Source organism: Microbulbifer celer, assembly GCF_020991125.1.
GTDB lineage: Bacteria > Pseudomonadota > Gammaproteobacteria > Pseudomonadales > Cellvibrionaceae > Microbulbifer > Microbulbifer celer.
The window spans coordinates 447,903-473,883 of the sequence record NZ_CP087715.1; the positions used below are offsets into that span (position 1 = coordinate 447,903).

Here is a 25,981-nt window from a genome sequence, read left to right on the forward strand (position 1 = left end):
TCTTTAATGGTGGTTTCTAATTGCTGGATCATCAGAAAACAAAAAAGCCCCGTCAAATGACGGGGCTGAAGGTAAGAGCTACGTTGTTCTCGAAGGGTTAGAACTGGAAAGTCACACTGCCGTAGAAGAAGCGGCCGACGGTGTCGTAGCTTCTCATCAGGGTATTCATGTCATCGTTGTTGGTGACATAAGGCGGTTGCTGGTTCCAGACGTTGCGGATGCCGCCGGAGAGGGTCACGTTCTCCCAGCGGAAGTAGTTGAAGTTCACATCCTGGTACCAGGTGTTGTCGATGTGGGTTGCGAAATCGCCGGGGGCGGGATCGAAGTCATCTACTTCACCGAGCATGCGCACTGTAGTGAATGCACTCCAGCAGTCGTACTCGTAGCCCACTGTTCCGTAGAATTTCCATTCGGGGAACGCCACGATGGCAGTGGTTACCGGATCAGCACCGAAGTAGCCGGCGAGGTCGATGGTGGGATCCTCTGGGCTGCCGCGATACTTCCACTCGTGGAGATAAGTAGCAGTAGCATTAAAAGTCACAAGTCCCGGACCGGCTTCCATGCTGTAGTCGAAACCGAAGTCGACACCGGAGGTTTCAAAGGTGGCAACGTTCTGGCTATTCAGCAGCTGGCCGGCAATGGTGTTGTCGTTGGCCCGGCGAGTGGGCGCGGATGGTGATGGGCTGGTGCCCACTGCAGAACCGCCGGTAATCAGGTCACATAGTGGTGAGCTGAAGTTGGCGCTCTCATAGCATCCCTGAACAATGGTGTTGGTAGTGAGCGTACCGATTGCATCGTCGATGCTGATATCGAAGTAATCGACGGTGAAGCCCATATCGTCGGTCCAGCTGGGGGTCCACACAATACCCAGAGTCCAGCTCTCCGATTTCTCCGCTTTCAGATCCTCGTTACCGCCAAACAGGCCCGTTGCCTGGGTGCCGATGGTGGTGCCCGGAGCGATGCCGTCCGCCTGGCAGTTAGCAACAACATTGGCGTTATCACCACTGCTGTACTCATCGCATGGATCGGCGTAGGTTTCCGCGGAAACTGTGGGTGGTAGAAAGAGGTCATCCAGACCCGGTGCACGGAAGCCTTCGGAATAGGTCGCGCGGAAGCGCAGCTCTTCCAGAGGTGCGTACTCGAGTACCGCACCGAATGTGGTGTCGCTACCAATGGTATTGTAGTCGGAGTAACGGGCGGAAGCCTCGAATGCCAGGATGTCGGCCCACGGGCGCCCTTCAAGGATCGGCACGCGAACCTCACCGTAGAATTCATCGACGCTATAGTGGCCGTCCCAGCTATCGCCACTGACGAAATAAATCTGGCCGATTTGTGCGGCGCCATCAGCGATGATATCGACACTTTCAGAACGGTGCTCATAGCCGATCGCCCAAGCTGGGGCTTCACCGGTCAGTGCCCACTCTCCAAAGTCGCCTACCAGGTTGGCTTGCAAGCTGCGCAGGGTAGAGCGCTCTACCGGCGAGTTTGTGACCAGTGCATAGTCCTGCATTTCCTGGGTCAGTGTATCCCGAGCAAAGGGGTTCCAGGCTGGTACTCCGGATGCATCCAGCGCGGCTTGGCAATCTGGGTCTTCTGCACAAGCTACTGGGTCCAGCAGATTCTGGAAGCGCACGGTATTACCGCGACCGCGGTCAATCTGGGAATCGACCCAGCGTGCATAGTTGTAGGACAGGTCCCAGGTCCACTCGTTACAGATTTCACCTTCGAGGCCGAGTACACCGCGCCAGGTGTTCAGATCCTGAGTAAATTGGCGGCCACCGGTTTCTTCCAGGCGGCGGCCGATGTTCACTGGCTCTCCGATGGGGTTGTACGGGTTGCTGACTGGAACTTCCGGTCCCCAGAAAGTACCCTCTGCCGCGAGTAGCTGGTCGGAACGGCGATTTACGAAGGATAGCTCCGAGAAACCATTAACCGTGGTGACGTCTTTCCAGTCCCACAGCTCGTAGGTGCCGTAGCCATACATGGAAGCGACTTCTTGCGGTGTACTCAGGTAACTGGCTGCTGCGAAGTTATAGCTATCGGTCGTCGCACTGAAATCCCGAACCACACCGGTTACTGGGTCAACGATCAGTTGATCGTCATTGGCGGTCGGAGAAAAGCGCGCCGGGGTCGTGGTAAAGCTACCGGAACATACGATGCTGCCGCCGATTTCAGCCAGCGGACATTCTGAAAAGTTGCGCTCATACTGCCAGATGTCTTCGCGTTTCGTATATTGCGCGTTGAGCATCACATGGCCTTTGTCGTTGCCGGTGCCGAAGGTCATCGCGGCAAGGTACTCGTCACCATCACCGTGGGTGGATGCACCGTAGTCAGCGGTGATCTCGGCACCTTCAAAATTTTTGCGAGTGATGATGTTGATCACGCCGGCGATAGCATCGGAGCCGTAAATGGTGGAGGCGCCGTCGCGCAGAATTTCTACGCGCTCGATAATGGATGTAGGAATGGTGTTCAGGTCGACCACGCCGGTCGCCCCTGCCGCAGAGCTCAAACGGCGGCCATTCATCAGAATCAATGTGCGGGCTGAGCCCAGACCGCGCAGCGAAACGGTTGCGAGACCGGCACTGCCATTGTTCACTGACGAGCCCAGTTGGCCACCGGTCATGGAGGGGACATCCTGCAGGAAGTCCTCCAGTGTTGTCTGGCCGGATTGTTCTAGCTGCGCAGCATCAAAAACACTGATTGGCGTTGCACTGTTGGCGTCCGTGGCGCGTTGAATACGCGAACCGGTGACGACGATTTCTTCTACCTGGGCCTGAGTATCCTGGGCAAAAGAAGCACTAGAAAAAGTGGATGTTATGGCTGCGGTCGCGATGACACCCTTGATTGCCCGAGAAAGACGGGTTCTGTCCATGGTATACCTCTCCTGATACCGGTAATGTTCGCCGAATTTGGCCACGCCCTCCCTGACAACTGCGTACTTCTATCAATAGAGGCATGCTTACAACCCTAGAACAATTTTTCTTTCTTCAAGGTAAATCGTGAATGAAATTGCGCCTTTGGTTCGCTGGTACCAATTGTGGCGTCAAGGCAGACGGAAAAAGCGAATAAACTGTGCGCAATTCCCCTTAGTAGGCGGGATTTTTGAGTCAGTGGCTGTAAACAGTGAACTCAGCACAAGCGTAGACGGTTATTACTGAGGTCCAAGAATTATTAGGCAGGAAATTCAGAAACTGACGCCAAAAGTGGTATACCAGTAGCGTCCGGTGAGGTCGTACGTGCGGGCATCAAAATTGTCGTTAAATGCGGTTGCTGCGAAGGGCGGCGGTGTGTCCATCAGGTTATCAACCCCGAGAGCGAATCGGAATCCGCTGGGAATGTTGTAAGCGACTTGTAAATCGTGCGAAGTCCAGCTCTCAATGGTGCGGGTCACAGGCGCATCGTTGAGCGTAAATTGCTCTTCGAGCTCTCCGACAAAATGAATAGTGTACCCGCCTTCCCAGCGTCCTCGTTGCCAGTAGACGCCGGTGTTCGCTTTCCAGTGTGGCAATGCGCCGGCACCACCACTGGCGGCGTCAACAAAAGTACCGGCCAGATCTTCTACCGGGCTGCCGGGCGCGAGCTGATTCAGGTAGCGGTGAATGTGGCTGCTATTAAAAGACCAGCGCAGCAGGCCCAGCTCTTTTGATTGATACTGGTAACGCAGAGTAGCGTCGGCACCCATCACTTCTCGCGAGCCGATATTGAGGCGGGTTGCGGTGACACTGGTGATATCGCCTTGGGTATCACGATGCACCCGATCGCGGAACAGACCGTAGTGCGCATTCTGATTTATCAGGTACTGGGGGCTGGTATCGATTACCTCGTTCTGGCGGATTTCAAACAGATCCAGACTGGCGTGAAAACCGGTGAAGTCGCCGGGAGTCCACACAATACCGAGCGAACGGTTGTCGGAGGTTTCCGGCTGCAGGTTCCGGTTGCCACCGAACTCCGTCAGATACTGGATGCGCGCCTGGTCCGCCTGGCCGTTACACCCCGGTAGTGTATTCGCGTTGCTGTTGGTACAGGGGTCAAACAGGTATTCCTGGCTCTGGTGCCCCGACTGATTCATATCCACCAGTGTGGGTGCTTTAAAGCCGGTAGCATAACTGGCCCGCACCATTAATGCGGGCCATGGTCGCCACCGCAAGGCTATTTTGGGGTTGCCGCTGTTACCAAAGTCGCTGTAGTCGGAGTATCGAACGGCCCCATCCAGCCACAGGGAATCTCTACGTAACGGGAGAGAAATCTCGGCAAAGGCTTCACCGATGATTCTTCGGCCCAATGCGGAACCGGACGCTACGCTACCAATGGGGGATTGCCCCGTGTGGTCGGTGGAATTGAAATCAATGGACTCCCGGCGCAGCTCGACACCGGCGGCGGCGAGAATTTCCCCAGCGGTATTTTCTCCCAGGGCGCCGTTGGCGATATAAGTCAGTGATGTCATCCGGCTCACACCGTCCACATCGTTTGCCGCACGGATATAGCTGATCTGCTCACTGGTAATGCTGCCCGTAGGACCGAGCAGGTTGATCGGCACACACTCTGTACTTGCGTTGCAGATATCGGGGCCTTTCAGGCCGAGAGTAAGGTGCTCGGGGTTTACCAGATTGCTGAGGGTCTCCTGGGCGTGTGTGTAGTGCGTTGCCGCGGTCAGCTCCCATTGCCAATCGTTGATCAAGCCCTTCAGGCCGGTATTGAAACGCAGCGTATCGGTGCCGTTGTATTGAACCCGTGGGCCGAGCTCCAGTAGGCGCTTTCGTACATCGGTGATTTCTTCGCCAAAGGGGTTGTACACCTGATCGGCTGAAATACGCAGGTCGCCATTGTCGAATCGGGTGAAGAGCGGTGTGGGGGCCAGATCGGATTCCGAGCGGGTGCGCACCGCCATCAGTTCTGCAAACGCATCTACCGAATCGGAGAGCGTGCGATCCGCGGAAAGATAAAGAGACTGGCGTTCTGACGGTACCAACGCAGAGGTATAGTCGCGGAAGTTGTACAGGTCTTCGCTGGTCCACTCCCGATAGCCAGTATCCGAGTTGGTAACAACCCGATCTGACAACGCAATATAACCCTGGGGGGAAGCGGATGAACGCTGGTCGGTGCCGCCGCGAAGCCGGTTGTCGGCATTGTCAGAAAGCGCGCGATCCCGGCTTAGCACCTCTCCCTGACGATAGTGGGCCAGGCTCAACATCAGGTGCCCGGAATCGCTGCCCGCCCCCCAGGTCAGGGAATGGGATTCGGTTTGCTGATCGTTGTATCGACTCTGGCCGTAGTAGGTATTGATGTCCAGCCCTTCAAAGTCCCGTCGCAGTATGACATTGACTACGCCGGCAATCGCGTCAGAGCCATACACGGCGGAAGCGCCGTCTTTCAGGATCTCGATACGGTCCACAGCGGACAGGGGAATGGTGTTGAGATCTGCGGCCTCGCCACCAAAACCATTGCTGACAATGCGACGCCCGTTGATCAACACCAGGGTATTGCTGGCAGGCAGGCCACGCAGTGTGACTGTCGCAGTACCGTTGCCGCCGTTGGTGACTGAGGTACTGGTGGAGTTGCCGGAAACCGCGGGCAGGTACTTGAGGAGCTCTGATACCGTTTGCGCGCCAGTAATTTCCAGCTCTGGTTGCGCCAGCACATCAATCGGTGCATAGCTGTCCAACTTCAGGTGGCGCAGGTGGCTACCCGTGAGGCTGTGACCGGTAACCGTGACTTCTTCTGCGGGTAAATGGGTCTGCGCCCCATACTCTTCCAACTCTTCCGCGACCGGCCCACGCGAAACAATCGCCACAGCATTGGTGCCTGCATGCGTATAGGTGAGCGGCGTATGCTTCAGTAACTGCGTGAGCGCAGGGGCAATCCTGCCGTCTGGTGTTTCCAGTTGCTGTTCGGGAATAATGATGGCGTTGGCGCTGTCGGTCTGAACCAGCAGTGATACACGACACTGGCGACCGAAGGAGATCAGGGCGCGGGAAAGGTTGCCGGCAGGCAGCCGGACGCCGGATTCCGGGCAGGCGGCAATTGCGCTTTCGGACAATACGCCGAGCGCTATCAGACCTGTCAGTGGCAGGGGTGCCCAATGCCGGATTCTCACCTTCTCGTCCCACTCCTGTGCCTTGCGCGATCAGCGGTCAGCATCAGATTTGTTGTTGTCGTTCGGGCCAGATTGCCCTGAGTGTGGCGGGGGTAATCGTTGCTTTTGGCTAATAAACGATCACCCAGGGGAAGGTTATATCCTAGTTAGACTTGGGAGACAAGAGAGTCAGTTTGGGATCGCTGGTGTCTGTGTCCAGATCCAGCGCAGTGGCGATGGCGGAGAGGGTGCTCTCTGGATCCGTCAACTCGAAAGTACCGGAGAGTCTTCTCTCTCCGGCGCCCGGCGCGGCGGCGGCGGGGACTTTCAGGTAGCGGTTGAGTTCTTCCAGGGCCTCTGTAAGCGGGGTTTCATCGAACACCAGCTGGCCGTGAATCCAGTCGATCGCCTCGTCTTCTGACGTGCGGTCTACATTGCCAAGCCCACTTTGGGATACGCTCACTTTCTGATTGCGGGTCAGCTTGACGGAGTCCGGCTGCAGACCGTGAGCACTGCGGGATTCGCTGACGGCCACGGTGCCGCCGGTAACGGATACCCGGGTATTTTCCGGGTTGCGTTCCACATTGAACCGGGTGCCCAGTACGCGGATGTTAGCGCGGCCTGCCGCCACGGTGAAGGGGCGGGCAGTCTGGCGGGCAACGTCGAAATAGGCCTCGCCACGAACCAGCTGGGTGCGACGCTCTTCGCGGCTGAAGTTGACGATCAGCTCGGAATTGGTATTGAGTTGGACTTCGGAGCCATCTGGCAGGGAAAGTATGCGGGTCTCGCCCACCGCCGTTGTGTACATCTGTTGTTGTACCGGGCTCTGCCGCAACCATTGATTGCCAACCCAGAGGGCTACGGCCAGGCAGGCCGCTACTGCGCTGCCCCCCATCAACCACTGTGGCAGGTGCCAGCTGCCGGTACTCTCCCGGGCTTTCCCTGCTTGAGCTTTACCGGTATTGAAGGCGTCAGTAGCGCCAGAACAACCGGCGCCTGTCTGTTCGCGGAATTGCGCGCTGGGCACGCTTTCGGGGTAGAGTTCATCCAGTGGCAGGTGAGAGAGGGCACCGAGGTCGCCCCACAGCTCCGCCATTTCATCGAATGCTTTGTGATTTTCTTCAGACGCGGCCATCCATGCGGCAAAAGCCCGGCGGTCAGCCTGGCTGATTGAGTCGGAACGCAGGCGGGCGATCCAGGTGCAGGCCTGATCGAGTCTGTCTTCCGAGTGCACGTCTTGTACTTCCTGAGGGTTCACCGCACCAATACCTTTTATGACCGATTACCTGCTGTACTTGAAAAGCCTCCAGAGTCGACTTGTTCCACCTGCAGGTCTGGGGTGTGCAATTTGCCAGAAAAGTCAGGTGCGCCAAATCGGTGCAACCTGTCTTAACTAAAAAACTGTGATTTCATGCAATCTGCGCAATCTTTGCAATGAATTAAAGCAAAATTTAGCACATATTGTCCCGGGAGTCCGGCTTTTCATGGACTTTTATCCGGGGTTACCGATAAGACGGATTAGAAGAGCAGTGCCTCAACAAAAATTTGAGCTGGCTGCGGCAACGCTGTGCGTCGCGGGTCAGGATTGCACCGTTATGGTGCGCTGCAGTCTGATTCTACGCAGCGGGTTGAAAGTAGTGGAAGCGGCTGTGAGGGGAAATGTTCAACTCCCGGCTGTTCTCCTGCAGGCTTTGAGCGCCTGAAGGATATATTTCTCCACGCTGCTGACAGAAATATTCATTTCATGGGCAATGTCGGAGTAGGAAAGCCCCCGGTTGCGATGCAGTAAAAACGCCTGGCGACATTTGAGTGGCAGGTTGTCCATCGCGTTGTGAATGGCCTGCAGCTGTTGCCTGGCGGCAAGCACCCGTTCTGGAGAGTGATGATTGGCGTAGTCGTCTTCGGCCGGTGTCGCGCCCTCTGCGGGCATTTGCTGGCTGACGTAGTCGATGTGCAGTTTGCCACGGCGAAGTTGATCGACCGCCAGATTGTTTGCAATCTGGAACAGGTAGGCGCGGGGGTTTTCCAGCTCTTTCTCACTAGTGAGCTTCTGCAGCCGCAGGTATGCGTACTGAGCGATATCCTCAGCATCTTCAGTGCTGCGGACGATACGCGTCACGAAGCGCACCAGGGCTTGGCCGTGGTCGGTAAAAAGCTTTTCCAGAAGTGTCTTCCGGTCGTTATTCATCAGTCAGTAAAATCCCGGGAACTGCACGCATTTTCGTTGTTATAAGGCGGGTGGAGTCAGTTATAACACAACGAAGTCGCTGTCGACGAGTGGTGGTTGTGGCGCGGCAAAGCGAAATGGGGGGGAACACCACTGGCGTCTATCCCTCGCGGGGGATGCCGGTATAATGGCCGCCTTCTTGAATCTCGGGGTATTCCGCCGAATCTGTGGTGCCCCGACAGAGACTCGCAAACCAGCGCGGAGATTGAATGAGTTATCAAGTACTGGCACGCAAGTGGCGGCCGAGATTGTTTCGGGAAATGGTTGGTCAGGAGCATGTGCTCCAGGCGCTGATCAATGCCCTGGACAACAATCGTCTGCATCACGCCTACCTGTTCGCTGGTACCCGCGGGGTGGGCAAAACTACCATTGCCCGGATTCTGGCCAAGTGCCTCAATTGCGAGACCGGCGTGAGCTCGGAGCCCTGTGGCCAGTGCTCCATTTGTACCGAGATTGCCGATGGCCGCTTTGTCGATCTGATCGAAGTGGACGCCGCCTCCCGCACCAAGGTGGAAGATACCCGCGAACTGCTGGAGAACGTCCAGTACGCGCCTACAAGAGGGCGCTACAAGGTCTATCTGATCGACGAAGTGCACATGCTCTCCAACAGCTCCTTCAACGCCCTGCTGAAGACGCTCGAAGAGCCGCCTCCCCACGTCAAGTTCCTGCTCGCCACCACGGATCCGCAGAAGTTGCCGGTGACCGTGCTGTCCCGCTGTTTACAGTTCAATCTCAAGAACATGGGCCTGGAACGGGTGGTGGAACACCTGCGTTTCGTACTCGAACAGGAAATGGTGCCCTTCGAGGAGGCTGCACTTTGGCATCTGGGGCGCGCTGCCGACGGCAGCATGCGCGACGCCATGAGCCTGACCGACCAGGCGATAGCTTTCGGTGGCGGTAAAGTCAGCGAAGGGGAAGTGCGGGCGATGCTTGGCACCCTCGACAGTGCGCTGGTATGGAAACTGATCCAGGCGCTCGCCGCCGATGATCCCGCGGCCCTGTTTGCCGCTGTCGAAGAGCTGTCACAACAGGCACCGGACTACAGCGGCGCACTGGCAGAACTGGCGGCCATTCTGCACCGCATCGCCATCGCCCAGGTTTTGCCCCAGGCGATCGACAATGCGCTGGGGGATGGGGAGCTGCTGCAGCAGACTGCCGCCACCCTGCCAAGTGAGAACGTACAGCTGTTTTACCAGATGGCGCTACTGGCTCGACGGGATCTACCCATGGCCCCGGATCCCCGCGGCGGATTTGAAATGGCGCTGCTGCGTATGCTGGCGTTCAAGCCTCAGGGCGTCGCCGACATTCCTACCGCCAGTCTGCCGTCAGCGGGAGAGGCTACGCAGGCGCAAGCTCAGCCTGCTCCACCTCCAGCGCCGTCTGCGGGTATTTCTCAAGAGCCCGCCGCGGACATTTCTCCAGCTCCCCCAGCGGTCACCCCGCCGGGGCCCCAAGAGACGTCGATCTCAGAAAAAAAGCCCCCGGTTGACGCCGCACCGCAGCCTGCTGCGGCGCCGGCTCCTGTGAAGTCCGCAGAGCCCCAGTTCACACCGCCGCAACCGGTGCCTGAGAGTAAGAGCCCCCAGCCGCAGGAAACGCCGCCGTGGGAAGACGCTCCCCAGTCTGTAAGCGACCGTCAGCCGGAGCCGCGGTCGCAACCAAAACCAAAACCGGAATCCCCTGTGGCACCTGAGGTGATGACCGCGCCCCCCGAGGCGGCCCCCACACCTCAAGAAGACTCCCGCGAGGCGCTGCGTGCTCAGTTGCGTCAACAGGTTGCCCAGGTTGAGTCGGCGCCGGTGTCTGCAGCGGAACCGCAGCCAGTGAAAGCGCCGCCGGCCCCGGCTACTGAGTCTGAGCCGCCTGCGCGACTGGATGCGCTTACGCCCGGTAGTTGGCCGGCGATGTACCCCCAGATTGGGGTAACGGGTATCCTGCACTCCATTGCCTCGCATCTGGAGCTGTTGGGGCGGCACGACAATATACTGTCATTTACGCTGGACCATTCTTTCAGCAGTCTGTACGACGAGGGGCATCAGCGCCGTCTCGCGGATGTGCTGAGAGACTTTTTTCAGCAACCGCTATCCGTACAGATTCAGGTGGGCGAAGTGCACGGGGGCACCCCCGCGCGCCTGATTGCCGCTACCAAAGAGGCGCAGATACAGGCCGCGCGCGAGTCCCTGCAGAAAGACCCATTGGTACAGGAGCTGCAATCAGAGCTAGGTGCGCGGCTGGACCCGGAGTCCGTGGAATATTTGGGCTGATCGCTTGAATAAAGTGGTAGCCGGAATCAGATAGTGATCAGATAGCAGCCAACGCAATTTACACAAAGCGGTGAACGATATGATGAAAGGTTTGGGCGACCTGATGCAGCAGGCGCAGAAAATGCAGTCCGACATGCAGGAACGCATGGAGAAGATGCAGAAGGAACTGGTGGAACTTCGGGTGACCGGCGAAGCCGGCGCCGGCATGGTCAAAGTCACCATGAATGGTCGCCACGATGTGACCAGTGTGGATATTGATCCCAGCCTGCTGGGGGAAGACAAAGAAATGCTCGAAGACCTGCTGGCCGCGGCCGTCAATGATACGGTGCGTCGGGTAGAGGAAATCACCCAGAAAATGCAGAAAGAGCAGATGGGTGGCATGACTGCAGGTATGAACCTGCCGGAAGGATTCAAGTTTCCCTTTGGTTGAGCCCAAACTGCTTGAGTCCGAAACGCAATGCATTCCCAGGGCCCGCCAGCGGGCCCTTTTGTTTCTCAGAAATAACGACGTTTAGCCCATTGTATGTTCAGCCCACTGATTGAAGACCTGATTCGCGCCCTGCGCTGCCTGCCCGGGGTTGGACCGAAATCCGCCCAGCGTATGGCCATGTACCTACTAGAGAAAGACCGCGACGCCGCGGGACTGTTGGCCAGTACCTTGCAGCAGGCCGTGGAGAAAGTAGGGCGCTGTAATCGCTGCCGCACACTCACCGAGCAGGACGTCTGTTCCCTGTGTAGCAGCACCCGGCGCGATCACAGTCTGTTATGCGTGGTGGAAACACCGGCGGATGTGCTCGCCATCGAGCAGGCGGGCAATTACCACGGTCTCTATTTTGTGCTGCACGGCCACCTCTCGCCCATCGATGGTGTCGGCCCGGCGGACTTGGGGTTGGACGTGCTGGGCGAGCGATTCGGCAACGACGAAATTGCGGAGCTCATCATTGCCACCAATCCGACGGTAGAGGGCGAGGCTACGGCCCAGTTCATCGCCGAGCGTGCCCGCGCCAAGGGCGTATCCGTCAGTCGGATTGCTCACGGTGTACCTATTGGGGGTGAGCTGGAATACATCGACGGCGGTACACTCGCGCACGCCTTCAACAGTCGTACGGTGCTCTGATGTTTGATTGGAGTGGGTGTCTGATGATGCGTCTCAAATGGGGCAGCAGAGAGACCGGGGGAGAGTGATGGAACAGGCTAAAAAACTGGTGGATACCACACCCATCTGGGTCGATAGCGGCAAAGAGCTGGCCCGGCTGTGTGAACAGTGGCAGCAACAGAATGCCATAGCGCTGGATACCGAGTTTATGCGCAGCCGCACTTTTTATCCGGTGCCGGCGCTGGTGCAGGTGGGGGATGGCAAAAACTGCTACCTGATCGATAACCTCGCTATCGCTGACCTGTCGCCACTCAAGGCGTTACTGCTGGATACCCGCGTGGTGAAAATCATGCACTCCTGCAGCGAAGACCTGGAAACCTTTGATCGTTTGCTCGGTATCGTGCCGGATCCGATTTTTGATACCCAGATTGCCGGTGCACTTACCGGGCTGGGGCACGGTCTGGGTTACGCGGCAACGGTCAGTCAACTACTGCAAATCGAGTTGCCCAAAAGCGAGACGCGCTCTGACTGGTTGCAGCGCCCGTTGAGTGAGTCCCAGAAAAACTATGCGGCGTTGGATGTAGCCTGGCTGCCATTGGTTTACGGGTTGGAACTGAAAAAGCTGCGTGAGCGCGACCGCCTGGCATGGCTGCAGGAAGATTGCGCAGCCATGGTGGCGAGCGCGCGCAACCCGGAGCCACCGGAACTTTATTATCTCCGAGTGAAAGGTGCCTGGCGCCTGCGAGGGAATCAGGTTGCAGTGTTGCAGGACCTCTGTGCATGGCGTGAGCGGGAAGCGCGAGAAAGAGACATGCCGCGCAATCACCTGCTGAAAGAGAATGTCTGCCTGTCATTGGCCCAGTCCATGCCCAGGTATCTGGCGACACTGGCGCAGCCGGGGCTGGAAGGAAAAACCGTGCGCAAGTACGGCGAAACACTGCTGGAAATTATCGCCCGCGCAGCCGAACGCACAGATGTGCCACCGCCATTGCCGCAACCACTGAATCGCAGCCAGGGGGATCAACTCAAGGCGTTGCGACAGGCGGTGAATCAGTGGGCGGAGGAGAATAACTTGCCCCCAGAGATCCTGGTGCGCAAAAAAGAGCTTGAGGCGTTGCTGCAATCTTCCGAGCCAAAACTGGAAGGGCGCCTTACGGGATGGCGGCGACAGATTATCGGCGAGCGATTACTGGCCGAGCTGGCCAACATGAGAAGTACCCAATGACGAGAATTGCCTGATGAAAGTCGTGAGTGATATTTACCGCAGTCCCAAAGACGAAGAATTGTATCTGTATGTGGACAAACAGCAGGGCATGGAGAAAGTGCCGGAGAAGCTCAGGGCGCTGTTCGGCAAACCGGTGCACGTAACGACCATGTTGCTGACTGCGGAGCGTAAACTGGCGCGTGCAGATGTGGACCGGGTCATGCAGGCGTTGCAGGAACAGGGCTATTATCTGCAGATGCCGCCCGTGGTGGACGACGAAATGCGGGCGATCGCAGTCCAGAACACCAAATTGCCCCGGGGCTGACGGTGAGTGCAGTTCCTTTCTGGCAGCGCAAGCGGCTGGAAGAAATGACACAGACGGAGTGGGAGTCGCTCTGTGACGGTTGTGGGCGCTGCTGTCTGCACCGGCTGGAAGATGAGGATACCGGCGAGGTCTATGCGACGCGGGTTTCCTGTAAACTGTTGGACACCCATAGCTGCCGTTGTACGCGCTATCCGGTAAGGCGTCGTTATGTGCCCGACTGTATCCAGTTAAAGCCCGCTGACGCGCGCAGTTTCACCTGGTTACCGCGTACCTGTGCTTATCGCACCCTCGCCGAGGGGCGGGCACTGGCAGACTGGCATCCGCTGGTCTCCGGTTCTGCGGAGACCGTCCATTCGGCGGGTATTTCGGTGCAGGGCAAAGTGATCAGTGAGGAGCACGTTGACCCGGAGGATGTCCAGGATCATATCGTCACCTGGGTGGGGGAGTGATTGCCGGGACGCCTGCTTATCGTGAGATCCCTTTATCCGGGTTTCTTTGATCCGGGTGCCTTTCAATAACAATCAGTGAATGCAGTAAAAAGACAAAACTATGCCTGAAGAATTCAAAATCGCCTGGATGGTTTACGCCGGTGGTGTATTGGTACTGCTGGTATCCGGTTGGTGGTTTATGCGTAACTGGAGGTGGTCCTGGGCACGCAATCTGATCCTGCTGGAAGCGGCGGCGGTGTTGTTGGTACCAGCTCGGGGCAGTGCACCGGACGATCCGTTAAGCCCGGTTTTGCCGCTGTTTGTTTACCAGCTGCTGTTTGAGGAAGAGGGGGCCACCCCGGAAGTCTCCGCTAGCCTGGTTTTTGCTGCCGGTGGCGCGTTTGCGTTTATGTTGATTGTGGGCATCGTGATGATGCTGATGTCGCGGCGTAAAGATCGTCGTATGACGGAGAGCGATCAGTATTGATAGCGGCGCTGTAGCCCGTATGGTGGGCTGCGGCTCCCCTTGTCATCCCGAGCGAATCCCCTCCCCTTTAGCTGACTCTTCTCCTGAGTTTGGTTTTGTGACCCGTTGTTCCCTGCGATAGCCGCGGCAAATAACGCCATTCCTCGTCCACTCCTGGAACTCTGTGCTGCCGGCTCAAGCTGCAACTGCTATATCTATTAACACTTGCGATCGCTGGTTTTGCCGCGTTACCGCAGGTGACACAAGGCGCAAATCCATGCGGGGCCGACCTCAGCGGCAGTCGCGATAAACACAAGAAATGCCAGCGGCGGCGTCGGCTGTGCATTGATGAAGGGACAGGGATGCTCGACCATCTGCTAATTCTGACTGCGGTCATGTTGGTCTCCGGTATTCTCGGCGGTCTGGTAAATTACTACCAGATGCTGTTTACCGAGGAAGACCCGGCGGGCCTCGCGCGCTGCCTGATCATGGGCTTGTGTGGCGCACTGATGGTGCCAATCTTTCTCAAATTTACCCAGAGCGACCTGCTGATTGAGATTCAGGGCGATCCCTCCCGCCTGTTGATTTTCACCGGCTATTGCCTGCTCGCGGCCATTGCTTCACGCATGTTTGTATTCAACGCTGCCCGCCGCCAACTGCGCGACGCGAGCATTGCCCGTGCCCGGGTGGAGAACCTGGAACAGGAGATCCGGGCCATGCAGTTGGAAATGATGCCGCTGCTGGAACATGAGATTGAGGGCGACCCGGATCAGGGGCCGACGCTCGATTTCAATCAGATCCGCAAGCTCGACGACAATGCATTGCAGGTGCTCGGCCTGCTTAATAACGGTGATTGTGTGTTCCGCTCCCTCGCCGGCATGGCCCACGAAGGCAATATGGAAACCAATTCCATAGCCCGGGCACTTAACAGCCTTCTGGTGCTGGAGATGGTTGGCAAAATCCACAGTCACCTGGGCATCCGCTGGTATATCACCGACAAAGGCCGCCAGGTAGTCCGCCGCCGACGTGCGCAGGTAGCTTGAGCCCGATAATCAGCACAATCTTGGGGCGAAGGTGTCGATACCGGGTGCGGTCTTGCGAGACCTTCAAAAACAGGGATGTTTTTGCAGAGCCCCCATGGATGGGTTGAGGGGGGACGCCTAGTTCGTGTCTCGCAAGATCACCCCCGGTAGCGGCGCCGCCACTCAACTGCACTACGAAGTACATGTCTCTTGCTGCCTCGATTGTATGCATACTTGTCACCCAATCTGACCGATTCCGCCTTTGGCCCGCCGCACCCCATCCTTTACCATCGTCAGACTGAGGACTGACTGAACCACACACGGGGTAGCCATGAAATTTACCGGTACAGACAACTACGTTGCCACAGACGACCTGCAGATGGCGGTTGACGCCGCAGTCACCCTACAGCGTCCGTTACTGATCAAGGGTGAGCCGGGAACCGGTAAAACCCTGTTGGCGGAAGAGGTGGCCAGTAGTCTGGGGATGAAGCTCATCCAGTGGCACATCAAGTCCACCACCAAGGCCCAGCAGGGGCTGTACGAATACGATGCGGTATCGCGACTGCGCGATTCCCAGCTGGGGGTGGATCGGGTACACGATATCGGCAATTACATCAAAAAGGGCAAACTGTGGGAGGCCTTTGAGGCGGACGAACGGGTTGTGCTGCTGATTGATGAAATCGATAAGGCGGATATCGAGTTTCCCAATGACCTGTTGGTGGAAATTGACCGTATGCAGTTTTATGTGTACGAGACGGGAGAGACGATTACGGCGAAGCATCGTCCGATTGTGATTATTACTTCCAACAATGAGAAAGAATTACCGGATGCGTTTTTGCGCCGCTGTTTTTTCCACTACATCAATTTCCCGGATCGGGCGACGATGCAGCAGATCGTGGATGTACATTACCCGGATATCAAGCAGACGCTGGTGGCGGAGGCGATGGATGTGTTCTTCCAGATTCGCGAAGTGCCGGGCCTGAAGAAGAAGCCTTCCACTTCTGAGCTGATTGACTGGCTGAAGCTGTTGATGGCGGACGATATTCCGGAAGAAGTTTTGAAAAATCGCGATGCGACTTCCGCAGTCCCACCATTGTATGGCGCACTGCTGAAAAACGAGCAGGACGTCAGTATGCTGGAGCGGTTGGCGTTTATGGCGCGTCGCGAGCGTCGCTAGGTGCTCACGTAGCTGGTTCTGTGGCGGCGCCGCTACCGGGTGGGCGTTTGCGGGACACGCCGTGAACCCATCCATGGGGGCTCTGCAAAAACATCCCTGTTTTTGAAGGTCCCGCAAACGCCCACCCGGTATCAACGCCTTCGCCTGAACCATCTAATTCTTTCGAGATTTCGGGGCAATTATGCTCATTGGATTTTTCCTCAACCTCCGACGCCATCAGCTTCCCGTTTCGATAACGGAACTGCTGTCTTTACTGGAAGCCCTCAAGCAGCGTCTGGTTTACGCCAACATCGAGGACTTCTATTTCCTCGCCCGTACCTGTCTGGTGAAAGACGAAAAGCACTTCGATAAATTTGATCGTGCCTTCGCCGCCTATTTCAAAGACCTGGAAACCCTGGACGACGTTCTGGATCAGATGATCCCGGATGACTGGCTGCGGGCAGAATTTGCCAAGCAGCTGACGGAAGAGGAAAAGGCCAGGATCGAGTCCATGGGTGGTCTGGAAAAGATGCTGGAGGAATTCAAGAAGCGTCTCGAAGAGCAGAAAGAGCGCCACAGCGGCGGCAACAAGTGGATTGGCACTGGTGGCACGAGCCCGTTCGGTAACAGCGGCTATCACCCGGGGGGCATTCGCGTGGGCGGTCAGAGCCGCAACAAGTCTGCGTCCAAGGTGTGGGAGAAGCGTCAGTTCCGTAACTTGGATGATAGTGCGAGCCTGGGGACCCGCAATATTCAGGTCGCGTTGCGCAAATTGCGTAAATTCGCCCGCAGTGGCGCGGCGGAAGAACTGGATCTGGACAGCACCATCCGCTCCACCGCGCGCAATGCCGGCCTGCTGGATATCAAGATGGTGCCAGAGCGGCACAACGCGGTGAAGGTGTTGATCTTTTTCGATGTGGGCGGCTCCATGGATCCTTACGTCAAACAGTGTGAGGAGCTCTTCTCTGCCTGCCGCAGTGAGTTCAAACATCTGGAATACTTCTACTTCCACAACTTCGTTTACGAACATGTGTGGAAAGATAACGCCCGCCGCTACAGCGAAACCACACCGTTGGTAGAAGTGCTGCGCACCTATGGTAAAGACTACAAGGTGATTTTTGTCGGCGACGCGGCCATGGCGCCCTATGAAATCAGCAGCCGCTTCGGCAGTGTCGAACACATGAACGAAGAGCCGGGTTCTGCCTGGATGCAGCGGGTGACCAATACCTACGACAAGCTGGTATGGCTGAACCCGACCGGGGAAGAATACTGGCAATACACCACCAGTGTGAGCATGGTGCAGCAGCTGGTGGATGGTCAGATGTACCCGATGACCATTGAAGGGTTGGATAAGGCCATTGCCTATCTGGTGAAAGGCCGGTGAGATGGTGGATGCGCTAACACTTATTCACCCTGCAAAACCTGCTTGTCCGGCATGATTTCGGTCGAAGTAGAGCAGTGAAAATTGAAGGCCGGGCACCGGGTGGATGTTTTCAGGAGCGTCGGCGACAGGGACGTCGCCGCCGCAGCGTACAGGGATGTATACACAGCGGTCCTGAAAACATCCACCCGGTGCCCGGCCGCCACTGAGAGAAATTTCAAAGCACCTGCCGACAGATTACTCCCCAAACTTCCGTTGCGGCGCCACGTCGTGATCCGCGGTGATGCCAATTTCTTCCTTGGTAGCGTCCTTCACCACCGTGTGTTCCTGTTCAACACCGTGCATCCAGTCCACCAGTTTTTCCCGAATAAAGAACAGGATGACCCCGGCCAGGATCGCGGCGATGGCAACACCTCCGAAAGTCGCCAACGGGCCCGATTCCCCCACCAGCTTACCAATCTCCGCCGCGCCTTTGTTGGCAATGCCGATAAATGCAAACCACAGTCCCATCATCAGTGACAGATAACGCAGCGGCGATAACTTCGTCACCATCGACAACCCGATCGGCGACAGACACAGCTCACCAATGGTGTGGAAAATATAAGCCACAATCAGCCACCACGGGCTCGCCTTGATCGTCTCCGAATCCCCGATCTGCAGCGCCGCACCACACATGGACACAAAACCCAGGCCGAGAAAAATCAGGCCCATACTGAATTTTGCCGGCGAATTCGGCTCGCGGGGACCGAGCCCCACCCAGATACTGGCGATAATTGGTGCCAGAATGATGATGAACAGCGGGTTCACCATCTGTAACCAGCTGGCGGGAATCTCCCAGCCGAAAACATGCAGGTCCGTATTGTGCTTGGCAAACAGGTTCATTGAGCCCGCCGCCTGCTCAAACCCGGCCCAGAAAATCACCGTAAACAGCCCGAGAATCAGGATCACCTTGATCCGGTCCCGCTCCTCTACCGTAAGCGGGCGTTTTTTCTCTTCCTCGCTCAGGTTCGGTTTCAGCCCCAGCTTGGCGGACGGCTGCTTGCCGATATCGCCGAGAAACTTGTCCGACTGGGTCAGCTGCAGGATCAGACCCAGCAGCATGCCGAGTCCGGCCACCACAAACGCCAGCTGGTAATCCACCTTCTCACCGATCCAGCCAATCACCAGATAACCCAGAATCGATCCCAGGTTGATGCCCATATAGAAAATGGTGAACGCCGTATCCCGGCGTTTATCGCCCTCATCGTAGAGGTCGCCCACCATGGTGGAAATATTGGGCTTGAAGAAGCCATTGCCGATGATCATCAGCGCTAGCCCGAGCCAGAGCATGTAAATCTCGCTGCCGTCCGGCAGCCACCTGTGGGGGAAGCCAAGGGCAAACTGCCCCAGCATCATCAACACCCCGCCGAATATAATGCAGCGCCGCTGGCCCCACTTGTTGTCCGCCATCCAGCCGCCGATGATCGGCGTCAGGTACACCAGCATCGCGTACCAGCCCAGATAGCTCAGGGCCTTGGCCTCCAGCGCTACCTGTGGCAGGTTCTCCCAGCCAAACGCCGCCACGGCCCCGGCGGATGTCAGATAGAACACAAAGATCCCGCGCATCCCGTAATAGCTGAGGCGCTCCCACATCTCGGTGCCGAACAGCAGGAATAGTCCCTTGGGGTGACCAATCATCTCACCGGCATTGGCGGGGGGCTTGGGTTTCAGGTCTTGCATGAAGGCTCCTCTGGCGCCTGGCGGTAACGCCCGCAAGTGTAGGCGCAGACCCGGACCGTCCCCAGCAGGTATAATCGCCGGTTTGCCCTGTTCCAGAATTATTATTTCCTGAATCATCAGTCAGTTGTTTATGAGTCAAGATCCCGCCCGCCCAGAGGTATCAAAACCCAGGCCCGCCGACCTGCAGCACTTCGAGTCGCAGATCCCCCAATGTATGGGGCGCGACCGCTTCCGCCTGCAGCGCACCCTGCGCAACGTCCGGCGGCGGCTGAAGGAAGGCAAGCCGGCGGACCGGATGCTGGCGCAGCTGGAATCCCAGATCGCGCAGTCTGCGGCGCTGGCCGAAGCACGCAAAAACAAGCTGCCGAAGGTAGAATGGCCCGAGGGTCTGCCGGTGGTGGAGCGGCGGGAAGAGATTGCCGAACTGATCGCCGCCCATCAGGTGGTGGTTGTGGCGGGGGAGACCGGCTCCGGTAAAACCACCCAGCTGCCCAAGGTGTGTCTGGAGCTGGGGCGTGGGATTTACGGCCAGATCGGCCATACCCAGCCCAGGCGGATTGCCGCGCGCAATGTGGCCAACCGTATCGCGGAAGAGCTGGGGCAGCCGCTGGGCGATTCTGTGGGTTTCCAGGTGCGCTTTACCGACCAGAGCACCGAGCACACCCATGTCAAACTGATGACCGACGGTATCCTGCTGGCAGAGATCCAGCGGGACCCGATGCTTAGCCACTACGATACCCTGATCATCGACGAGGCCCACGAGCGCAGCCTCAATATCGACTTTCTGCTGGGCTACCTGAAAACCCTGCTGCCCAAGCGCCCGGACCTGAAACTGATCATCACCTCCGCCACCATCGACCTGGAAAAATTTTCCCGGCATTTTGACGATGCGCCGATTATCGAGGTCTCCGGGCGCACCTATCCGGTGGATATTCATTACCGCCCGCCGGCAGACAGCGATGCGGACCTGAACGAGCAGATTGTCGGTGCGGTGGAGGAATTGCTACACGAGGAAAAGTCCTCCAGCCGTCGCGGTGGCGACATTCTGGTATTCATGAGCGGCGAGCGGGAGATCCGCGAATGTGCGAAGGCCCTGCGGGATGCGCACTTGTCACATATCGATGTACTGCCACTGTATGCGCGCCTGAGCCTGGCGGAGCAGAACCGGGTGTTTGCGCCGCACAAAGGCCGGCGGATCGTGCTTGCCACCAACGTGGCGGAAACCTCCATTACCGTGCCCGGCATCCGCTATGTGATCGACCCGGGCACCGCGCGAATCAGTCGCTACAGCTACCGCAGCAAGATCCAGCGATTGCCGGTGGAGGCCATTTCCCAGGCCAGCGCCAATCAGCGCGCCGGCCGTTGTGGTCGTGTCAGTGCCGGTGTGTGTATCCGCCTGTACGAGGAAAACGACTTTCTGCAGCGCCCGGAGTTTACCGATGCGGAAATTCTGCGTACCAATTTAGCCGCGGTGATTCTGCAGATGCTGCAGTTACGTATCGGTGATATCCGGGATTTTCCTTTTGTGGATCCACCGGATCAGCGCCTGATCAACGACGGCTACAAACTGCTGCAGGAACTCCAGGCGGTAGATGGAAAAGGCACCGTGACCAAACTCGGCCGTGCCCTGTCGCGGTTGCCGTTGGATCCGCGCCTCGGTCGCATGCTGATGGAATCCGGATCCGCCCAAAGTCTGCGCGAGCTGCTGATTATTGTCAGCGCGCTGGCGGTACAGGATCCGCGTGAACGCCCGGCGGAAAAACGCCAGGCCTCCGATGAAAAGCACAAGCAGTGGCAGCATGAACAGTCGGATTTCCTGTCCCTGGTCAACCTGTGGGATGGGTTTGAAGCGCAGCGCCAGGAGCTGAGCCAGAACCAGCTGCGCAAGTGGTGTCAGAAGAACTTCCTCAGTTGGATGCGGTTGCGGGAATGGCGGGATATCCACCATCAGCTGCGCTTGGCAATTCGCGACCTCGACCTGAAAATGAATGCGGAGCCCGCGGACTACACCTGCGTGCACAAGGCGATTCTGTCGGGACTACTGGGCAATATCGGCGTGCGCGACGAGAACAAGGAGTTTATCGGCTGCCGCAATCGCCGTTTCCATATTTTTCCCGGATCTGGCCAGTTCAAGAAGCCGCCCCGCTGGGTAGTGGCCGCGCAGTTGCTGGAAACCAGCCGTCTATTTGCGCACACCGTTGCCAAAATCGAACCTGACTGGGTGCTGAATTGTTCCGGGCATCTGGTCAAACGCAATTACTTTGAGCCCCATTACAATCCGCGCTCCGGCGCGGTGATGGCGTTTGAAAAGGTTACCCTGTACGGACTGGTGCTGGTAGAGAAGCAGCGAATTCATTTCGGCAAGCTGGACCCTGTCACCGCGCGCGAAGTATTTATTCGCGAGGCTTTGGTGGAACAGCGCTATCGCGGCAAGGGTAAATTCTTCCGACACTACAAAGACCTGTTGGAAGAACTGGAAGACCTGGAAGCGAAATCCCGCCGCCGGGATATCGTGGTGGATGACGAGGTGGTGTTCCGCTTTTTCGACGAGCGGATTCCCGCGGATATCGTCAACCTCGCCGGGTTTGAAAAGTGGCGCAAGCAGGCGGAGCAGAAAGATCCGCAGTTGCTGTTTCTGCCGCGTGATCTGATGATGCAACAGGATGCCGGCCATGTAGGCCAGGCGCAGTTCCCTGACAGTCTCACCAGTGGCGGCATCGAATATCCGCTCGGTTATCACTTCGCCCCCGGCAGTGCAGAAGACGGGGTGAGTATTCAGGTCCCCGTGGGCGCATTGCATCAGGTGCCGGCGGCACGACTGGAGTGGTTGGTGCCGGGTTTGTTGCGGGACAAGTGCATCGCGCTGGTGAAAAACCTCCCCAAACAATATCGCAAGTACTTTGTACCGGTTCCTGCCGCTGTGGATAAAGCACTGCCGCGTATGCAGCCGGACAACCAGCCCTTGTGGGAGGCACTGTCCCATGAACTGAAACGCCAGACCGCGCAAACGCTGCCGGAAGACGCGTGGCAGACTGCGGAGCAGGGCCTGGAGGATTTCTATCGTTTTAATATCCAGGTACTGGACGAAAGCGGCAAGCTGCTGGACCAAGGGCGCGATCTGGGCGCGCTGCAGTCGCGTTACCGCGATCGGGTACAGAAAGAGTTGGCGAGCGCCGGTGACGATTTCGAGCGCGAGGGCATCACGAGCTGGGATTTCGGTGAGTTGCCGGAAACCCACCAGCTGGATCAGGGCGGGCTCAAGGTGCGCGCCTACCCGGCATTGATTGCACATAAAGACAGCGTCGATCTCAAGTTGCTGGATAACCCGGAAGAGGCGCGACGACTGTCCCGTGCCGGTATCTGCCGGCTTGCCATACTGCACTTGCCGGAGCCGGTGAAGTATCTGCGCAAGGAGTTGCTTAAGGGGAAAGAGCTCGGTCTCAGTGCTGCCGATCTCGGGCGCCGTGAGGATGTGGCCGATGACATTCTGATGGCGGCCGTACGCGAATGCTTTTGGGGCGGCGAAAACTGGCCGCGCAGCGAGTCGGCGTTTCTTTCCGCACTGGACGCACGTCGGGATCAATTGGTCAGTGTTGCCCAGGAAATTGGCGAATTGCTCCTGAAGGCGCTCACCCAGCTGGTCCCGCTGCGCAAACAGATCAAACAACAGAAAAACCTCGCCGTGGCGATGGCGGTGGGAGATATCAACCGCCAGCTGGGTAGCCTGTTCTATCGCGGCTGCCTGTTCCTCACCCCACTGGAATGGCTGCGCCAGTACAGCCGTTATCTGAAAGGGATCGAATTGCGCTTGGAAAAGGCTGCGCTCGACCCTAACCGCGATCGCCGGCTCAGTGCGGAATATCAGGAAGCGGAAGAACCCTATGCCGCCGAGGCTTCAAAGCACGACGGGCTCTATCTTGCCGGTGACCCAGCCATGGTTCAGTACCGATGGATGCTGGAGGAGTTTCGCGTCTCGCTGTTTGCCCAATCCCTGAAAACCCTGATGCCGGTATCCTCCAAGCGCCTGCGCAAGCAGTGGGCGGAAATCAAGGACACACGGTAATCCGATGGGGCGGGGGTCATCCAGTTGGCCTCCGAAACCGTATTATTCCCAGACGTCGTAGCAGAATTTTTGAAAATGGTGCACAGGGCCCGGCACCTGGGTGTGCTGGGTCACACTTTTGCCGTCCTCCATGAACCCTTTATCGCGGGAGGAGGTCCCAGAGAGCGACTATCAGCAATCTCACTCGCTATACTGGCGGAACGGCAGCTGGTGAGCCGTTGTATCTGTTTCGGGGGTCTGGTAACGGACCTCTATCATAAGTGCGTAATTTAACGTCAATTTGGGAGATCAACCATGACCAAGAAGAACCTGCCTCTGGCCGCAGCCGTTGGCGCAGCATTTCTGGCTTCTGCCTCTATGAGCACCACTGCCGCTGCTGATCCTTTCGCCGCCGAAGAACTCTCTTCCGGCTACAACCTCGCCATGGCCGACGACCACAAGAAAGATAAAAAGAAAGAGGGAAAATGTGGCGAAGGAAAATGTGGTGAAGAGGGTAAAAAGAAAGAAGGCAAATGTGGCGAAGGTAAGTGCGGGGAAGGCAAAAAGAAAAAAGAAGGTAAATGTGGCGAGGGCAAGTGCGGCGGCTGATGTCGCAATTGATCGCTCAGTGAATGACTTGTTTTCTTTTTTCTTCGTCTGATACGAGGAGCCGGTCCCGAAGACCGGCTCCGGTTAATTCTTCGTTAGCGACAATGTCCCAAATCATCTTCAACTGACAACGTCAAAAGACAATGCCACAAGCATCATGACAGAGTACGAATCCGAACTCCCAGTCACTGGCTATCCGGTAACGGGCGCCGGCCTGGGCCTGCGCCGTTCCATGATGGGAGAGGATATCCCCTCCGGTGCGGTGGACTTTCTCGAAGTAGCCCCGGAAAACTGGATTGGTGTGGGTGGCCGTTACGGGCGCTGGTTGCGCGCGCACACCGAACGATTTCCGTTTGTGATCCATGGCCTGTCGCTGTCCATCGGTAGTCCCGCCCCACTGGACGAAAATCTTGTTCGCGACATCAAAAGTTTTATCCACACCCACGGAATCCGCTGTTACAGCGAGCACCTGAGTTACTGTTCCGATCACGGACACCTGTATGACTTGCTGCCGATTCCGTTTACCGAAGAGGCGGTCAAATATGTGGCCGGCCGAATTCGTCGTGTGCAGGATATTCTCGAACAGCGAATCGCCATGGAGAATGTCTCCTACTATGCAGCACCCGGACAGGAAATGAGTGAGCTGGAATTCCTGACGGCAGTGTTGGAAGAAGCCGATTGCGATCTGCTGCTGGACGTCAATAACATTTACGTCAACGCCATCAACCACTGCTACGACGCCGATGTGTTTCTGCGTAACCTGCCGGCTGCGCGGATTCGCTATGCGCACGTGGCCGGGCATTTTGATGAAGCAGATGACCTCAAGGTGGACACCCATGGCGCGCCGGTAATCGACCCCGTATGGCGATTGTTGCAGGACGCTTACGATCACTTTGGCCCCATCCCGACACTGCTGGAACGGGACTTCAATATTCCACCGTTGCCGGAGTTGTTCGAAGAGGTCTCGCGCATTCGCGGCTTTCAGAATGCGATAGACGCCGACGCTGCCTGCCATTCGATGATAGGAGAGCGTGACCATGTACGGTGATTCTGGGTGCGGTGATTCTGGATCTTCTCCCGGTACAGCATGCGTCAAGACGCAGCAGCTACAATCTGAGTTTACGGCGCATTTGCGGGCGCCGGATCGGGTACCTGCTCCCCGGTCGGTAGAAAACCGTCGCATGGAAATTTATCGCGACCTGATTTACAACAATATCGAGTCGTTTATCGCCAGCGGATTTCCGGTAATACGCAGCCTGTACAGTGGCCCGCGCTGGCATGCCATGGTGCGGGACTTTGTCAGCCGACATGCCTCTTCCAGCCCTTATTTTCTGGAAATCAGCGAGGAGTTTTTGCAGTACCTGCAAAATGAACGCAGCGATAGTGAAGAAGCCGTCAATGACCCGTTGTTTCTGTTGGAGCTGGCCCATTACGAGTGGGTGGAGCTGGCATTGGATGTCAGCACAGAAAGCTTTCCGGAAAGCTTGACGTTGCCGGCGAAGTCTGAGCAGTTTCTGGACTTGTGTCCGGTAGTCTCACCGCTGGCCTGGAGCCTCAGTTACCAGTATCCGGTGCACCGGATTGGTCCGACTTACCAGCCTGTCGATCCACCGCATGCGCCGACATTTCTGGTTGTGTATCGCAATCGCGCTGATAAAGTGGCATTCCTTGAAGCCAATGGTGTAACAGCGCGCCTGTTACAATTGGCCGATGCCCAGCGTAGTAATGAAATCGGTACCGAAAGCAATGCACCAGGGCGCCCCAGTACCGCTCGCGAGCTGCTACTGCAGTTGGCGCAGGAGTTACAGCACCCCGAGCCGACGCAGTTGTTGCAATCCGGTGTTAACCTGCTGCAGAAGTTGATGCGGCTGGAGATCATTGCCGGCTTTCGACAACCGGTCCCATAGCCTGGCTGGGGTAAATTTCGTTGGCAGGAAATTACCCCATTGCTGCAGGGCCTTGGTATTAT

Annotated in this window: 19 protein-coding genes; 14 read left to right on the top strand and 5 right to left on the bottom strand. The window is 57.3% G+C overall.

Translation table 11 applies throughout. The annotated features are described in order from the left end of the window. Positions 1 to 97: 97 nt before the first annotated feature. The 4 genes from LPW13_RS01655 to LPW13_RS01670 form a co-directional block, all read right to left on the bottom strand. Positions 98 to 2,872, bottom strand: coding sequence for a TonB-dependent receptor plug domain-containing protein (locus LPW13_RS01655; RefSeq protein WP_230437717.1), 2,775 nt, complete (start codon positions 2,870 to 2,872; stop codon positions 98 to 100). Between the two features lie 312 nt (positions 2,873 to 3,184). Beyond that, positions 3,185 to 6,094, bottom strand: coding sequence for a TonB-dependent receptor (locus LPW13_RS01660; protein ID WP_230437718.1), 2,910 nt, complete (start codon positions 6,092 to 6,094; stop codon positions 3,185 to 3,187). A gap of 142 nt (positions 6,095 to 6,236) precedes the next feature. After that, on the bottom strand, positions 6,237 to 7,331 hold the full coding sequence (locus LPW13_RS01665; protein ID WP_230437719.1) for a FecR family protein: 1,095 nt from the start codon (positions 7,329 to 7,331) through the stop codon (positions 6,237 to 6,239). A gap of 405 nt (positions 7,332 to 7,736) precedes the next feature. After that, positions 7,737 to 8,261: an RNA polymerase sigma factor gene (locus LPW13_RS01670; RefSeq protein WP_230437720.1), complete on the bottom strand. Its 525-nt coding sequence runs from the start codon at positions 8,259 to 8,261 to the stop codon at positions 7,737 to 7,739. 248 nt (positions 8,262 to 8,509) lie between these two features. On the opposite strand from LPW13_RS01670, the gene dnaX reads away from it, so the two are divergent. The 10 genes from dnaX (at position 8,510) to LPW13_RS01720 (ending at position 17,645) form a co-directional block, all read left to right on the top strand. Then, entirely contained in the window at positions 8,510 to 10,564 is a 2,055-nt protein-coding gene (gene dnaX, locus LPW13_RS01675) for a DNA polymerase III subunit gamma/tau (protein WP_230437721.1), read from the top strand. A gap of 82 nt (positions 10,565 to 10,646) precedes the next feature. Next, on the top strand, positions 10,647 to 10,994 hold the full coding sequence (locus LPW13_RS01680) for a YbaB/EbfC family nucleoid-associated protein (RefSeq protein WP_377563362.1): 348 nt from the start codon (positions 10,647 to 10,649) through the stop codon (positions 10,992 to 10,994). 93 nt (positions 10,995 to 11,087) lie between these two features. Further along, positions 11,088 to 11,681: a recombination mediator RecR gene (recR, locus tag LPW13_RS01685; protein ID WP_230437723.1), complete on the top strand. Its 594-nt coding sequence runs from the start codon at positions 11,088 to 11,090 to the stop codon at positions 11,679 to 11,681. 67 nt (positions 11,682 to 11,748) lie between these two features. Continuing rightward, positions 11,749 to 12,885, top strand: coding sequence for a ribonuclease D (rnd, locus tag LPW13_RS01690; protein ID WP_230437724.1), 1,137 nt, complete (start codon positions 11,749 to 11,751; stop codon positions 12,883 to 12,885). A 13-nt stretch (positions 12,886 to 12,898) separates the two neighbouring features. After that, positions 12,899 to 13,189, top strand: a complete 291-nt coding sequence (locus LPW13_RS01695; protein ID WP_230437725.1) for a YcgL domain-containing protein — start codon at positions 12,899 to 12,901, stop codon at positions 13,187 to 13,189. Between the two features lie 2 nt (positions 13,190 to 13,191). Continuing rightward, on the top strand, positions 13,192 to 13,638 hold the full coding sequence (locus LPW13_RS01700) for a YcgN family cysteine cluster protein (RefSeq protein WP_230437726.1): 447 nt from the start codon (positions 13,192 to 13,194) through the stop codon (positions 13,636 to 13,638). A 100-nt stretch (positions 13,639 to 13,738) separates the two neighbouring features. Then, positions 13,739 to 14,104 carry a hypothetical protein gene (locus LPW13_RS01705; RefSeq protein ID WP_230437727.1) on the top strand — a complete coding sequence of 122 codons (366 nt, stop codon included), beginning with the start codon at positions 13,739 to 13,741 and terminating at the stop codon, positions 14,102 to 14,104. A 341-nt stretch (positions 14,105 to 14,445) separates the two neighbouring features. Further along, positions 14,446 to 15,126, top strand: a complete 681-nt coding sequence (locus LPW13_RS01710; RefSeq protein ID WP_230437728.1) for a YEATS-associated helix-containing protein — start codon at positions 14,446 to 14,448, stop codon at positions 15,124 to 15,126. A gap of 310 nt (positions 15,127 to 15,436) precedes the next feature. Continuing rightward, positions 15,437 to 16,282 carry an AAA family ATPase gene (locus LPW13_RS01715; RefSeq protein ID WP_230437729.1) on the top strand — a complete coding sequence of 282 codons (846 nt, stop codon included), beginning with the start codon at positions 15,437 to 15,439 and terminating at the stop codon, positions 16,280 to 16,282. A gap of 181 nt (positions 16,283 to 16,463) precedes the next feature. Beyond that, a complete protein-coding gene (locus LPW13_RS01720) occupies positions 16,464 to 17,645 on the top strand; it encodes a vWA domain-containing protein (protein WP_230437730.1) in 1,182 nt (393 codons plus the stop codon). Positions 17,646 to 17,879: 234 nt separating this feature from the next. Here LPW13_RS01720 and LPW13_RS01725 read toward each other — a convergent pair whose 3' ends face one another. Continuing rightward, complete coding sequence (locus tag LPW13_RS01725) at positions 17,880 to 19,361, bottom strand: peptide MFS transporter (RefSeq protein WP_230437731.1); 1,482 nt, start codon at positions 19,359 to 19,361, stop codon at positions 17,880 to 17,882. Between the two features lie 130 nt (positions 19,362 to 19,491). On the opposite strand from LPW13_RS01725, the gene hrpA reads away from it, so the two are divergent. The 4 genes from hrpA (at position 19,492) to LPW13_RS01745 (ending at position 25,919) form a co-directional block, all read left to right on the top strand. Beyond that, positions 19,492 to 23,424, top strand: a complete 3,933-nt coding sequence (gene hrpA, locus LPW13_RS01730) for an ATP-dependent RNA helicase HrpA (protein WP_268932662.1) — start codon at positions 19,492 to 19,494, stop codon at positions 23,422 to 23,424. A gap of 294 nt (positions 23,425 to 23,718) precedes the next feature. Continuing rightward, the gene (locus LPW13_RS01735) at positions 23,719 to 24,012 is read left to right on the top strand and encodes an HvfA family oxazolone/thioamide-modified RiPP metallophore (RefSeq protein WP_230437732.1); all 294 of its coding nucleotides are present in this window, start codon (positions 23,719 to 23,721) and stop codon (positions 24,010 to 24,012) included. Between the two features lie 157 nt (positions 24,013 to 24,169). Next, complete coding sequence (locus tag LPW13_RS01740) at positions 24,170 to 25,060, top strand: HvfB family MNIO-type RiPP peptide maturase (protein ID WP_230437733.1); 891 nt, start codon at positions 24,170 to 24,172, stop codon at positions 25,058 to 25,060. After that, entirely contained in the window at positions 25,050 to 25,919 is an 870-nt protein-coding gene (locus tag LPW13_RS01745) for an HvfC family RiPP maturation protein (protein ID WP_230437734.1), read from the top strand. Before LPW13_RS01740 ends, LPW13_RS01745 begins: the two co-directional genes overlap by 11 nt. Positions 25,920 to 25,981: the final 62 nt, after the last annotated feature.